This window comes from Pantoea sp. (assembly GCF_039594315.1).
In the GTDB taxonomy this organism is placed as follows: domain Bacteria; phylum Pseudomonadota; class Gammaproteobacteria; order Enterobacterales; family Enterobacteriaceae; genus Pantoea.
This window is the reverse complement of sequence record NZ_JBCNNP010000006.1, coordinates 114,618-128,230: the sequence shown is the minus strand read 5'-3', so window position 1 is coordinate 128,230 and position 13,613 is coordinate 114,618. Positions and strand designations below refer to the sequence as shown.

Sequence of the window (13,613 nt, the reverse complement as noted above, 5' to 3'; positions counted from 1 at the left end):
GGTTATTCCCGCCACGCGGCATCGCGTTGTAAAACCGGTAAACGTTCGCGCGGATGGCGCAACGACGGCAAACACGCCAACAATCCGCGCGTATACGGATGCTGCGCCTGCTGCAATTGCCCGGCGTCGAGCAACTCGACAATGCGCCCGGCGTACATCACCGCCACGCGATCGCAGAAGTGCGACACCAGCGGCAAATCGTGACTGATGAGAATCAGCCCCATGCCGCGCGCCGACACCAGTTCGTCAATCAGCTTGAGGATCTCGGCTTGCACCGTGGCATCCAGTGCGCTGGTCGGTTCATCGGCGATCAACAATTCTGGATCCGGTGCCAGCATCATGGCAATCATCACACGTTGGCCCATGCCGCCAGACACTTCATGCGGATAGCGTTTGGCAACCGCCTCGGGATCGCGAATCTTCACCTGTTCCAGTAACTCAATCGCCGCCTGCATCGCCGCTTTCTTGCTGCCGCCTTTGTGCTCGCGCCAGGCTTCGGCAATTTGCTGGCCGATGGTCATCACCGGATTGAGTGAATATTTCGGGTCTTGCAGGATAAAACCGACGCGCTTGCCGCGAATTTTACGCAGCACTTTTTCACTGGCACCGCGCAGATCGATGCCATCAAAACGCAGCACGTCAGCGCTGACTTCAGCATTGCCCGGCAGCAACTGCATCAGGCAGCGCGCGGTCAGCGACTTACCTGAACCGCTTTCGCCCACGATGGCAAATTTCTCGCGGCCCACGCTGAAACTTACGCCGCGCACCGCTTCAAAAGTTTCGCTGCGCGAGCGGAATGCAATGCGCAGGTTCTCGATTTCCACCAACATTTAGCGCTCCTTAGGATCCAGCACGTCGCGCAGACCGTCGCCGAGAAAGTTAAACGCCAACGACGTCAGGAAAATCGCGATACACGGCATTAACGGCACCCACCATTCGCTGAACAGGAAACGACGTGCGGTAGCGATCATCGTGCCCCATTCCGGTGACGGCGGCTGCGCGCCCATGCCAAGGAAACCGAGGCTGGCGGCGGTAATAATGATGGAACTCATATCCAGCGTGACGCGCACAATCAGGCTCGGCACGCACAGCGGCATGATGTGGCGCAGAATAATGCGCAGCGGCGAAGCACCGCTCAACCGGCTGGCAGCGATGAAATCGCTGTGGCGGAATTGCAGGGTTTCGGCGCGCGCCAAACGTGCATACGGCGGCCACGAAGTCAGTGCAATCGCTAGAATCGCGCTCTCAACGCCCGGTTTCAGCGCGGCGACAAACGCCAATGCCAGAATCAAACGTGGGAAGGCGAGGAAGATATCGGTGAGGCGCATCAGCGCTTTATCGATAAAGCCGCCGGCATAACCGGCGATGCAGCCAATCAGCAAACCGAGCGGCGCCGTCAGCAGCACCACGGCGATCACCATGCCGAGCGTGGTGCGGCCGCCATAAATAATGCGCGTCCAGACATCGCGGCCCAACTCATCGGTACCGAGCCAATGGGCAAAAGAAGGTGCGGCGAGGCGATTTTCCAGGTGCTGCACGCCGGGATCAAATGGCGTCAATAACGGCGCAAACAGCGCCAGAAACAGCATCACGGCAATCACCAGCAAACCCATCATCGCCAATGGATTGCTGCGCAGGCTGAGCCACAGACGATAGCGTCGGCCCCACACCGCCTGACGGCGATTGGCGGGCGTATCGTCCAGCAGCCACTCTCGAGAAAAGAAGATCATTTTACGCGCGGGTCCCAAAGTCGATAGAGAAGGTCAGCCAGCTGATTGAGCAGCACATACACGGTGCCGACTAACAAGGTCGCGCCGACCACCGGATTCATGTCGGCGTTCATCAGCGAAGTGGTGAGATATTGCCCGAGGCCCGGCCAGGCGAAGACGTTTTCCGTCACCACCGCGCCCTCCAGCAATCCGGCATAGGTCAGCGCCAGCACCGTCACCAATTGCACCGCCACGGTAGGAAAGGCATGACGCCAAATCACCCGGCGTGAGGACAACCCTTTGGCGCGCGCGGTAATCACGAACTCGCCGCCTAACGCATTCAGCATGAAAGTGCGCGTCATACGTGTGATGTAGGCCATGCTGAAATAGGCGAGGATCAGCACCGGTTGCGCCATGTGCGCCAGCGCATCCCAGAATGCGTCGGTTTCCCCGGCCAGCAGCGAATCGATGGTCAGGAAGCCAGTGACTTGCGGCACCATATCCTGCCAGATGATGTCCTGCCGTCCGGGGCCGGGCGCAATGCCGAGCACCGCGTAGAACACCAGCAGGCTTAACAGCGCCAGCACGAATACCGGCAACGAATGTCCGGCGAGACAAATCACGCGAATGGTTTGGTCGATCCACGAACGTTGGCGCACTGCCGCCCACACGCCGAGCGGAATACCAACCAGCGCGGCGATGATGATCGCCGCGGTGGCCAGTTCCATGGTCGCCGGGAAGAAGCGCGCGATATCGGTGCTGACCGGATTCGAGGTGAGAATCGATTTGCCGAGATCGCCATGCAGCAGTTGATTGAGATAGTGACCAAACTGAACGTAAAGGGGCTGATCCAGCCCCATTTCCGCGCGCACGCGTTCGACGACAGATTGCGGCGCGTTATCACCGACTGCCGCCAGCACCGGATCGGTGGGCATCACGCGGCCAATGAAAAAGGTCAAAACCGACAAGCCAAACAGCGTCAGCACCAGGCTTCCCAAGGTGCTGACGATTTTCTTCAGTAACGGCATCAGGCTTTTTTCACCTGCGCATACGGCCATTGTTCCAGCACGGTCATGTGGACGTCAGAAAGGCCTTTGCCTGTCGCCACGTTTTTGGTCTTCTGCATCATGAAAATGAACGGACTCTTCTCGCGGCCCATCTGTTGAATCTGCTGATACAGCGCAATACGCTTGGCCGGATCCGGCTCGTGCAGCGCCTGCTCGGTCAGCTTGTTGAACGCATCGTCAGACCAGCTGCAACGCCACGCCAGGGTACGCGCACGCGCGTTATCACTGTTGTCGGTGTTGACGCAGAACGCTTCAGTATTGGAGTTAGGATCGAAGTAATCCGCGCCCCAGACGGTCAAGGCCAATTGATGCTGACGCGCACGCATTTTGGTCAATACCTGACGGTTTTCGGCGGCAATCAACGACACTTTGATGCCAATCGCGGCCAACTGCGTTTGAATCGCCTGAGCGATATCCGGATACGGCTGCGCTGAGTAGTGATCAAGGGTGATTTCAAAGCCATCCGGATAACCGGCTTCAGCCAGCAACGCTTTGGCTTTGGCGAGATCTTTGTGGAATGGCGTGTCATCCAGCGCCGCCGGGAAACCGCTCGGCAGGAAGCTTTGATGGGTGACAAAACTCATCGACAGGATGTTTTTCTGGATGCTGTCGTAATCCAGCGCCCACTTCAGCGCCTGCCACACTTGCGGCTTTTTCAGGTACTGATTATTGGTGTTGCACGACATCAACATGATGGCGGAGAGCGACTGATTCACCAGCGCCACGCTGCTGTCGTTTTTCACCTGCAACAGCTGCTCGGTGGTGAGGTCGTACGCCGCATCGACATCGCCTTTTTTCAGCATCAGCGCCTGCGCGGCTGGGTCGGCAATGTGCTTGAGCAGCACGCGCTTGGTTTTGCTCGCGCCTTTATATTGCGGGCTGATCTCCAGAATCACCGTTTCGCTGGCATTCCAGGTGCGCAGGGTGAAAGCACCGGAACCGGCGCTGTGCTGCTTCAGCCAGCCGTTGCCAAAATCGTTGTTTTGCTGATTTGCCAGACAGGCTTTTTTCGACACGATGCTGCCAACCGTCGCCGATAAGCAATACAGCAGGAAGGTTTCTGCCGCTGGCGCGCCGAGTTTCATCTCCACGGTGTGCGCATCTTTCGCCGTCACCAACTGCGTCACGTTGTCTTTGGTAAAACCAAACTGGTTGATGATAAACGCCGGGCTTTTATCCAGCTTCACAATACGCTCAATCGAGAACGCCACATCTTCAGCGGTGAGTGGCGAACCATCAGCAAATTTCGCCGCCGGATCGAGATGGAAAGTGTAAGTGCCGTTATCGCTGCTGACATCCCAGCTTTGCGCCAGTTGCCCAATCACTTTATCGGCTTGTTGTGGATCGGGCGTGACCAGACGTTGATACAGGTTGCCGCAGATCTGGCCGCCAGTGGCTTCAAAGCTTTCATGTGGATCGAGGCTGGTGATGTTGTCGAGCTGCATGGCGATCACCAACATGCTAGGTGGCGTGACAGCAAAGGCAGAATTGAGGCTGAGATAGGAAACAACGGGCACGGCGGTGCATCCTGCAAGAAAACGTCTTCTGGTTACCATGACAACTCCAAGTTATTGATTATTAAAATTAAAATTTGTTATTTGGCTGTTTTTTATCTTGACTTTCGTTACCGGCGAGAGGATTAATACCGACATTACATCGTTTGTTTCACTCGCCCGCGCATGCCTCTTTCTGGTGCAACTTGCTCCGCCAACTGGCAGCGCCGTGCTTTCCCCTGAATATGGAACCGATACAACATGTCTGATTCTCTTCACCTCGACATTCCGGTGTTTGACGGCCACAACGACGTCCTCAACAAGCTGTGGCAGCACCACCAACCCAACGCAGTTGAGGCCTTTTTCAACGGCACCGAACGCGGCCAAATGGACTTTCCGCGTATCCGCCAGGGAAAAATGGTAGGTGGAATTTTTGCCACTTGGGTGCCGTCTCATCCTCTGATTGCAAGAAGTGCGCCAGACCTCTCAGATTTTCCTCAGGAAATTATCAGCTCTGCGCGTGATGCCACCTTTTCCATGCTGGCGCTGCTGCTGCGTATCGAGCAGGCTTCCAACGGTCAGGTGAAGATTTGCCGCAGCGTGCGCGAAATTCGTGAGTGCATGGCGCGTGATGTGCTGGCGGTGGTGATGCATGTAGAAGGCGCGGAAGCGCTGGATACCAACGGTGAATTGCTCGATCTGCTGTACGCCAGTGGTTTGCGTACGCTTGGCCCGCTGTGGAGCCGACCGAATCAGTTTGGCGACGGCGTGCCGTTCCTTTATCCATCATCGCCAGACATCGGCAACGGCTTGACCGAAGCCGGCAAACAGCTGGTACGCGACTGCAATCGCCGTCGCATCATGGTCGATTTGTCGCACATGGATGAGAAGGGTTTCTGGCACACCGCTGCCATCAGTGATGCGCCGCTGGTGGCGAGCCACTCTAATGCGCATGTGATCAGCGCGCAGTCGCGCAATCTCACCGATCGCCAACTGGCGGCGATTGCCGAAACCAACGGCTTTGTTGGCGTCAATTTCGCTGTGCCGTTCCTGCGTGAAGATGGCGACCGTAATGCGCCAACCGGCGTCGATGCCATTGTGCGTCACGTTGAATATTTGCTGGAAAAAGTCGGGGAAGATGGCGTTGGCTTTGGCTCGGATCTCGACGGTGCCACCATGCCGGGCGATCTGAAAGATGTGGCGGGTTTCCCGCTGCTGGTGCAGGCGCTGGCGGCGCGCGGTTACTCGCGTGAGCTGCTGAAGAAAATTTGCTACGGCAACTGGCTGCGCGTGCTCGAAGCGACCTGGGGCGAATAATCATGCGGCTGCGTCACATTGAGGTGTTTCAGGCGATTGTGCAGACCGGCAGCATCAGTGCGGCGGCGCGCCTGCTCAATGTCTCGCAGCCCAACGTCAGCCGCGTGCTGCATCATGCCGAGCAACAGTTGGGTTTTGCGCTGTTTGAACGGCGCGCGCAGGGCATGATTGTCACTGCGGAAGGGCGGCGTTTGTTGCCGGAAGTCGAAGATATTTATCAACGTTTGCAATCAATTACCCAACTCACCGAACAACTGCGGCGCGGCGAAGGACAAACGGTGCGCGTGGGTGCAGCGCATGCGTTTGGTCAAATGGTGCTGGCACCGGCGTTGGTGAATTGGCGTCAGCAAGCCAGTTCAGTGAGCGTGGAACTGGTGACCGAACACTTCAGCACTTTGTGCCGCATGCTGATGGATAATCAGCTCGATTTCGCGCTGGTGTTTGGACAGCAGGTTGATGCCGACTTACTGGCGGAACCGCTGTTCCAATCGTCGATGGTGGCGCTGCTGCCGCGCGATCACACCCACAACGAGCCGGTGACGCTGGAGTGGCTGTGCGCCAATAATTTGCTGATGATGCAGAATCAGGATCCGCTCGGCCGCGTGTTGCACCGCGCGCTGCGCGACAAAGCGCTCAATCCGGCGGTGTCGCTGTCGATTAAAACTTATTCGGTGATTGCCGATATGGTGCTGGCGGGCGGCGGCGTGGGGATTGTCGATCTGTTTACCGCTTGCCGCTATGCCGACCAGCTCAAGCTGTTGCCAGTGGCGCAGCCGCTGCCGTTTGAAGTGATGTTGATCAGTCGTCGCGATCAGCCGCAATCGCAATCGACTTTACAGTTAAAACAGGTGATTCGACAGAAGTTGTGGGAGATTGCGCGACAATGTGAATCACAGTTTTTTACGCGGCCGGCGTAAGGTCGCCATTCATGGCGACCCTTTCACATCTAACTCTAAATCAAACCCCATCGGTAATCGGTTTACGCACCAACAGCAAATACGCCAGCGCACCCACCACCGTCACTCCGGCGCAAATCATCAATGCCAGGCTAAACGATTTGGTGGTATCCAGCACCCAACCGGTAATCACCGGCGCGAACGAGGCGAATACAAAGCTGGCAAAGTTCTGGATGCTCCCGACTGATGCCGTCATGCGCGCCGTGACGTTGGCGTGAATCAAACCCCAGCATGATGTACCGGCAAAGTGGATGCAAAACAGCGCCATACCAATCAGCGTTACCGCGCTGGTAGTGTCGGTGGCACGCGTCACGAAAGCGGTGAACGCTGCTGAGAACAGCATGCCGGTGACAATTGAAACCTTACGCACTTTCACCGCATTGTGGCCGCGACGCACCAGCGCATCGACCACGTAACCGTTCAGCAGCATGCCCGCCGCGCCGAACAGGAACGGAATTGCCGCCAGCAAACCGGTGCTTTTCAAATCAAGGTTATAAGTCGATTGCAAATAACCCGGCAGCCAGGCGATGTACAGCCACGCAGTGTAATTGATGCCGCTGAAGCCAATCATCATGCCCCACATGGTGCGCTGCTTGAACAGGCCGCGCCACTCGGCAAAGCTCAGCGGCTCTTTGCGTGACGCCACGCTGCCCGCCTGCAAATAGTGAATCTCCTCGCCGCTCAGCTTGTTGTTATCGCGATCGCGGTACATCAAATACCAGCCCACCGCGAGGAACATGCCGAGAACACCGATGGTGACGAACATGCCGCGCCAGCCCATCACCATCATCATCGCCGCCAGAATCGGTGGTGCAATCGACAAACCAATCATCGACGCCGCATTGAACATGCCCATCGGCATGCCGCGATCTTTGATGTTGAACCAGTCGTTGATCACCTTCACGCCGCACGGGTTCATTGGCGCTTCACCAATTCCCAAACCGATACGCACCAAAATAAACTGTGTGAAGTTATGCACTAAACCGGCGGCGGCCTGGAACAGCGACCAGAAAAACATGCCAATCGCCAGCATGATGCGCGGCCCTTTGCGATCCAGCAGCGCACCACACGGCAATTGCGCCAGACCGTAAGCCAGCGAAAACGCCGACAGCAGCAAGCCAATTTCGGTAGCGGATAAGCCCAGCTCGCCGCGAATGGTCATATTGGCCACCGACAGCGAACTGCGGTCGAGATAGTTGATCATCGCGGCAAACAGCAGCAGCAACATGGCTGTGACCTGAATCTTTTTGATGCGCTTTGATCTCACCACATCACCGCGCGCCGGGATAAATGCTTGCCCGTCGTTGGTGGGTTGCGGCGCGTTTTCGCGGCCACGAGCCGAAGTATTTTCCATTGCGACCTCCCGGATCTGGGTACTTATCGTTATGTGTCAGTGTGGGATCCTGCGGCAGCCAATCGGTGCTGCCCCAACGGATTGACTTCGAGACTAGAAGGGATTGGAACGGGATGTTGCGCAGATGTTTCAGATTCGTGCGGGAGCTAATGCTTTGTGGTTTTTAATCGGTTTTTAATTGTATTGGCGGATGGAACGGATCATCGAGGTCTTGGCGGTATCGAGATGATTGTGCAGGGCAAATAGCGCTTCCACATCCTGACGACTGATCAGCGCGGTAAGAATCGCCATGTGTTCCTCGAGCGCCACAATATTGCGCTGCTTGAGATCGGTTTCATCCCATTGATAATGCGAGTGAAAAATCACCGAAATAATCTCCAGCGACTGATTAAAAAACGGATTGTTGGCGGCGGAGAGAATCAGCGTGTGCATCTCCTTATCCAGTGCGGCGAAGTGGCGATAATTGCTGGCGATGGTGTCACGCATCGCGCGGTGGCGATCTAATAAATCACGCGCCTGCATCCAGCGCTCATCCTGAGAAGGCAGATTAAGAAAACGGGTGAGGGCGTGAGTTTCCAGCATTTCACGCAATTCAAACAGGTTCTCGGCGTAGGTCTGATCAAACTTTTTCATGCGCCATTGGCCGCGCTTTACTGGCTCGAGTAAGTCGTAACGCATAAAACGCAGCAAAAATTCACGTACTACGATTGGGCTGACTTTCACCCGTTGCGCCAGTTGCAGCTCGCTGAAGGTATCGCCGGGCATTAATTGTCGCTGGTTAATTAGGTTGAAAAAGCTCTGCTCGAACTGCAACGCTTGCTGCTCTATCGGTGGCGTTAAGGCGTTAAAACCATCTTCTTCGCTGGGATCGCGCACGATCACGTAAGTTTCATCGACCTTATCCAGCACGCCGCGTTGATGTAAATGCTGCAAGGTATGGCGCACCGTGGTGCGACTGATGTTGAACATCTCAGCCAGCGCCGCCTGCGGTGGCAACGGCGAACGAATATGCCGTCTGGCGATGCCATCCAGCATTTGGTTAATCACGTTCTGACGTAAGTTCTGGCTGCGGCTCATCACGGTCTCCGGTTTTTTATTTATTAAAAACCATACAAAGCCCAAAAAAAGCGTCTGACTTCACACTTCATTCACGCTAAAAACCCGCCATCGGCGATTTTCGCCATAACTTCGGCATCAGCACAGGAGAAACCGATGACAACGATGAAAACTCTGGTGGTCGCCGAGCCGCGCCACATGGTGTGGCAACAGCGTGCCAAGCCAACACCTGCCGCACAGGAAGTGTTAATCAAACCGATCGCCGCCGGGATTTGCGGCACCGACATTCATGCATGGGCCGGCAATCAGCCGTTCTTTAGCTATCCGCGCGTGTTGGGCCATGAACTGTGTGGCGAAGTGGTGGCACTTGGTAGCCAGGCGAACGGCTTTTCTGTCGGTCAGCGCGTGGCGTTGATTCCGTATGTTGCCTGCCAGCAGTGCGATGCGTGCCTGAGCGGAAAAACCAACTGCTGTGAAAAAATCTCGGTGATTGGCGTGCATCAGGACGGCGGTTTCTGTGAATTTCTCAGCGTGCCCGCCAGCAATTTATTGGCGGTGGATGATGTTGATCCAGAAGCGGCGGCGCTGATCGAACCGTTTGCCATTAGCGCCCACGCAGTCCGGCGCGCTGCTGTTGCAGCCGATGAACATGTTTTAGTGGTCGGCGCAGGCCCGATTGGGCTGGGCGTGGCGGCGATTGCCGCAGCCGCAGGGGCGAAAGTGGTGGTGGCCGACACCAGCGAACAGCGCCGCGCGCATGTGGCGCAGCAACTGGCTTTAGCCACCGTTAATCCATTAGAAGCCGATTTTGAAGCGCAACTGCGCGCGGAATTTGGTGGACGTTTAGCCGCCAAAGTGATCGATGCCACCGGCAGTCCAGCGGCGATGAACGGCGCGGTGAATTTGATTCGTCATGGCGGCACCATCGTGTTCGTCGGCCTGCACAAAGGCGATCTGGTGATCCCGGATATCGAGTTCCACAAACGTGAAACCACCTTGATGGGCAGCCGCAACGCTACATTGGAAGATTTCGCCAAAGTACGCGAGTTGATGGCGAATGGTCAGCTTCGTGCCGATATCATGCTGAACCGACATTATGATTTCTCAACGCTGGCAGAAACGTTTGAATCCGAGGTGATTAATAATCGCGAGCTGATTAAGGGCGTGATTCACTTCGAGCGTTGATATTGCTTTCGATGAAATTTGGTCACCATGAATGGCGACCCTACGTTTGAGCTGTACGGTTTTCGTAGCGGCGCGATTTATCGCGTTGTTTGGATTTAATTCCCGCTGTGATATTGCGCAATGAATTGCGCCGCTACGGTATGTGCGCTCTAAAAGGTTGCTAAATCAATATACCAGGAATTGATAAGCGCTATAAAACATCAAAATTCCTGGAGCCTAATATGAAAATTTACTCGCTTAAATTTATTGGTTCACCTCATAAAAAGCAGTATCCCAAAGATGCAGCATTGCTGCTCTTATTATTCGCTTTATCTGAGCATGATAAAGCTGCAAATCTCGGCATTTCTCGCGAAGAATTGCTGGCAGACTTTCGAGCCGAATCCCATATTTCTTGATTTATTGTCTAGATTACCAAGCCAGCGTATTATCACCCGCCTAAGGTGATGGCGTGCCACCTTTCCCAACCGCCGTTCTGGTCACAGACGGCTGATGACGCCTGACAACACTGGTATCCCTGCGCGGGAGACGGCGGTGTGTCAGGCGTTTTTCTGTCCTGCCGCGGCCCTGCGCGTAATCTATTTCAGGAGCTCCAAACTATGTTGAAGTCGTTACTGGCGGTGGTGCTTGGCGGTGCGGTTGGCTGCTCGCTACGTTGGTTAATTTCATTACGTTTTAACGCGCTGTTTCCCAATCTGCCGCCGGGCACCTTGATGGTGAATCTGGTGGGCGGCTTTATTATTGGCGCGGCGCTGGCGTTTTTTGTGCGCAATCCGCATATCGATCCCTTCTGGAAGTTGTTGATTGTCACTGGTTTGTGCGGCGGGTTAACCACCTTTTCCACCTTCTCGGCGGAAATCGTTGGGCTGCTGCAAACCGGCAAATATCTGTGGGCGATGTCGAGCGTGATGGTGCATGTCATCGGTTCACTGTTGATGACGTTTGCCGGTTTTGCCGTGGTGAATCTGCTGGGATAACCGTCAGGCTTGAAATAACTATTAAGAGGTAGATACTAAACGGCGGTTTGCGCGCGTGACGCGCAGACGCTGTCACCGATTTATCCGGACGATTAAGGAGCCTGTTGATGCGAAGTAACCCCAAATTCCTTAACCTGGTGTTGTTAAACGGTGAACCTGAACACAAGCTGCGTGCCGCGCGCGCAGCCGGTTTTGATCAGGTTGAAATCTGGCGCGACGATGTGCAAGCCAGTACGCCGCACATCGCCGAGCAATTGCAGCTCGGCTTCACCAATGTGCAGGTGCTGCGCGATTTCACCGGTGCGCCGGATCGCGAACGCCAGCAAAAACGCGCCGAACTGCGTCAATTTATTCAAATCGCCCAATCCATCGGCTGCGATACCATTCAGGCACCCGCCAGCACGCGGGAAGATTGCGTGGCGGCGCGTATTGATGAAGATCTGCAATGGATGGCGTCGGAAGCCGCGCGTTACAACATGCGCATCATGTACGAACCGATGGCGTGGTGCAGCGTCGATAACACCTTGCCGCTGGCGTGGGAACGCTTGCAACGTCTTGATCAGCCGAACATCGGTTTGGTGGTCGATCTGTTTCACATCAGCGCGTTAGGTGGCGATGCTTCGCAGTTGGATGGCATTCCTGCCGATCGTATCTATGAAGTGCAACTGTGCGATATGGCTGAGATGCCGCCGCAGGATAAACAGCCATTAAGTGATTACGCGCGCCACCAACGCTTGTTGCCGGGCGACGGCATCATTGATGTCGATCGTTTCGTCGATAAGTTGAAAAGTGCCGGTTATAGCGGACCGGTGGGCATTGAAGTGTTCAACGATGGCTTAAAAGCGCAGCCACCGGAAGTGGCTGCAAACAAGGCGTGGCAGGCGTTAAACCGCTTCTGGCCGTGATTTTGTCAACCTAGTCCTGTAAACACTGAGCAATAAAACCGGCCGCTTGCATCGCGCCTTGCGATGAAATGGTGTGGCCGGTTGCCGCTTCATAACTTGCTTCAACCGTCACGCCCGCCTGCTGCAAACGCTGCGCCGCCGATTCGCTCTCGCTGAAGGGAATCACATCATCTGCTTTGCCATGAATCAGCAGCGCAGGAATGTGCGGCAGCGGCGTTAAGGCATCATCGACCGACAAGCGTCCGGAAAACGCCACTACACCCGCCAGCGGATAACGGCCCGATGCTAATGCATCCAGCGCCATGATCGAACCTTGCGAGAAGCCAACCAAAATCACTTTGTCCCACGCATCCGCCATGCCGTGCTGCGCCATCAGCTGTTGCAGCGTGTCATCGAACGCCGCGCGCGCTGCACGCACTCGCGCCGGACGGTTTTCCGTGGTGATGCCGGTTAAGCTAAACCACTGATATCCCATCGCATGCTCAAAGGGGAAGGGCGCATTCGGCGAGGCAAACGCCACATCCGGTAGCAGGCTGGCCCAATGTTGACCGAGCACCGCCAAATCGTCGCCATTGCTGCCAACGCCATGTAAAAAAATCACCAGGGCTTTCGCCATCGCAACGCTCCTTATAAACCGTAAGCCGCCATATCTGGGCCAACCGGCACAATGCCGTTGGGATTCAGCGCTTTAATCGAATAATAGCCCTGTTTGATATGGTCGATATTCACCGTCTGACGCACGCCAGAAACCGACAGCATACTCTTCAGATAACGATCGAGCAGCGGATAGTCGCGCAGGCGGCGCAGGTTGCATTTAAACAGGCCGTGATACGCGGCGTCAAAACGCACCAGCGTAACGAACAAGCGGATATCGGCTTCGGTTAAACGCTCACCGAGCAGGAAAGTGCGACCATCCTGCAAGCGCTGCTCCAGCTCATCCAACTGACCAAACACATCATTAAACGCCTGCTGATAGCTGACTTGCGTGGTGGCGAAACCGGTGCGATACACGCCGTTATTCAGGCGCGGATAGATGGCTTCGTTGAGTGCGTCGATCTCCGCACGCAGATCTTCGGGATACAGATCAATGCGATCGTCAGCTAAATCACCAAATCCGCTGTTTAACATGCGCAGGATATCGGCCGATTCGTTGTTGACGATGGTTTGCGTTTTCTTGTCCCACAGCACCGGTACGGTGGCGCGGCCGGTGAAATCGGCATCGGCGCGGGTGTAGAGTTCGTGAATGTATTCGGCTTTATTGAGCCAGTCGCGGTCGGCACCCGGATAATCGCCGAAACGCCAGCCTTGTGCGCCCAATTGCGGCTCGACCACTGACACGCTGATCACTTCCTCCAGTCCTTTCAAACTGCGCGCCAGCAGCGTGCGCGATGCCCACGGACAAATCAGCGCCACATACAGGTGATAGCGATCCGCTTCAGCGGCAAATTCGCTGGAGCCATCAGCGGTGATCCAGTGGCGGAAACTGGACGTTTGACGGACAAATCCGCCTTGTTTATCGGTGGCTTGCACCGGGTGCCACTCTGCACTCCACTTACCGTTTACCAGCATCGCAATTCTCCTCTGTGGTGATGAAGAG

14 protein-coding genes and 1 riboswitch are annotated in these 13,613 nt (G+C 55.7%); of the genes, 6 read left to right on the top strand and 8 right to left on the bottom strand.

Features of this window, described 5'->3' with window-relative positions; all coding sequences use genetic code 11:
• Positions 1-2: 2 nt before the first annotated feature.
• The 4 genes from ABDW13_RS06710 to ABDW13_RS06695 are packed head-to-tail and all read right to left on the bottom strand — an operon-like array spanning position 3 to position 4,332.
• The gene (locus ABDW13_RS06710) at positions 3-830 is read right to left on the bottom strand and encodes an ABC transporter ATP-binding protein (RefSeq protein WP_343551704.1); all 828 of its coding nucleotides are present in this window, start codon (positions 828-830) and stop codon (positions 3-5) included.
• The gene (locus tag ABDW13_RS06705; RefSeq protein WP_343551703.1) at positions 831-1,730 is read right to left on the bottom strand and encodes an ABC transporter permease; all 900 of its coding nucleotides are present in this window, start codon (positions 1,728-1,730) and stop codon (positions 831-833) included. It lies immediately after the preceding gene.
• Positions 1,727-2,737, bottom strand: a complete 1,011-nt coding sequence (locus ABDW13_RS06700) for an ABC transporter permease (protein ID WP_343551744.1) — start codon at positions 2,735-2,737, stop codon at positions 1,727-1,729. The genes ABDW13_RS06705 and ABDW13_RS06700 overlap by 4 nt, the downstream gene beginning before the upstream one ends.
• Positions 2,737-4,332, bottom strand: coding sequence for an ABC transporter substrate-binding protein (locus ABDW13_RS06695; RefSeq protein WP_343551702.1), 1,596 nt, complete (start codon positions 4,330-4,332; stop codon positions 2,737-2,739). Before ABDW13_RS06695 ends, ABDW13_RS06700 begins: the two co-directional genes overlap by 1 nt.
• 198 nt (positions 4,333-4,530) lie before the next feature.
• On the opposite strand from ABDW13_RS06695, the gene ABDW13_RS06690 reads away from it, so the two are divergent.
• Entirely contained in the window at positions 4,531-5,586 is a 1,056-nt protein-coding gene (locus tag ABDW13_RS06690) for a dipeptidase (protein ID WP_343551701.1), read from the top strand.
• Between the two features lie 2 nt (positions 5,587-5,588).
• Positions 5,589-6,503: a LysR family transcriptional regulator gene (locus ABDW13_RS06685; RefSeq protein WP_343551700.1), complete on the top strand. Its 915-nt coding sequence runs from the start codon at positions 5,589-5,591 to the stop codon at positions 6,501-6,503.
• A gap of 40 nt (positions 6,504-6,543) precedes the next feature.
• Here ABDW13_RS06685 and ABDW13_RS06680 read toward each other — a convergent pair whose 3' ends face one another.
• Positions 6,544-7,896, bottom strand: a complete 1,353-nt coding sequence (locus tag ABDW13_RS06680) for an MFS transporter (protein WP_343551699.1) — start codon at positions 7,894-7,896, stop codon at positions 6,544-6,546.
• 174 nt (positions 7,897-8,070) lie between these two features.
• On the bottom strand, positions 8,071-8,973 hold the full coding sequence (locus ABDW13_RS06675; RefSeq protein WP_343551698.1) for a GntR family transcriptional regulator: 903 nt from the start codon (positions 8,971-8,973) through the stop codon (positions 8,071-8,073).
• Positions 8,974-9,108: 135 nt separating this feature from the next.
• Here ABDW13_RS06675 and ABDW13_RS06670 point away from each other — a divergent pair, with 135 nt between their 5' ends.
• From ABDW13_RS06670 to ABDW13_RS06655, 4 genes are all read left to right on the top strand, one after another.
• Positions 9,109-10,137: a zinc-binding alcohol dehydrogenase family protein gene (locus ABDW13_RS06670; protein WP_343551697.1), complete on the top strand. Its 1,029-nt coding sequence runs from the start codon at positions 9,109-9,111 to the stop codon at positions 10,135-10,137.
• A gap of 221 nt (positions 10,138-10,358) precedes the next feature.
• On the top strand, positions 10,359-10,532 hold the full coding sequence (locus tag ABDW13_RS06665) for a hypothetical protein (protein ID WP_343551696.1): 174 nt from the start codon (positions 10,359-10,361) through the stop codon (positions 10,530-10,532).
• 35 nt (positions 10,533-10,567) lie between these two features.
• A riboswitch (Fluoride riboswitch) is annotated at positions 10,568-10,643 on the top strand.
• Positions 10,644-10,733: 90 nt separating this feature from the next.
• Positions 10,734-11,111 carry a fluoride efflux transporter CrcB gene (gene crcB / locus ABDW13_RS06660; protein WP_039333080.1) on the top strand — a complete coding sequence of 126 codons (378 nt, stop codon included), beginning with the start codon at positions 10,734-10,736 and terminating at the stop codon, positions 11,109-11,111.
• Between the two features lie 107 nt (positions 11,112-11,218).
• A complete protein-coding gene (locus ABDW13_RS06655) occupies positions 11,219-12,016 on the top strand; it encodes a sugar phosphate isomerase/epimerase family protein (protein ID WP_343551695.1) in 798 nt (265 codons plus the stop codon).
• 10 nt (positions 12,017-12,026) lie between these two features.
• On the opposite strand, the gene ABDW13_RS06650 is transcribed toward ABDW13_RS06655, so the two are convergent.
• On the bottom strand, positions 12,027-12,632 hold the full coding sequence (locus ABDW13_RS06650; RefSeq protein ID WP_343551694.1) for a prolyl oligopeptidase family serine peptidase: 606 nt from the start codon (positions 12,630-12,632) through the stop codon (positions 12,027-12,029).
• An 11-nt stretch (positions 12,633-12,643) separates the two neighbouring features.
• A complete protein-coding gene (locus ABDW13_RS06645) occupies positions 12,644-13,585 on the bottom strand; it encodes a glutathione S-transferase family protein (RefSeq protein ID WP_343551693.1) in 942 nt (313 codons plus the stop codon).
• Positions 13,586-13,613 lie beyond the last annotated feature (28 nt).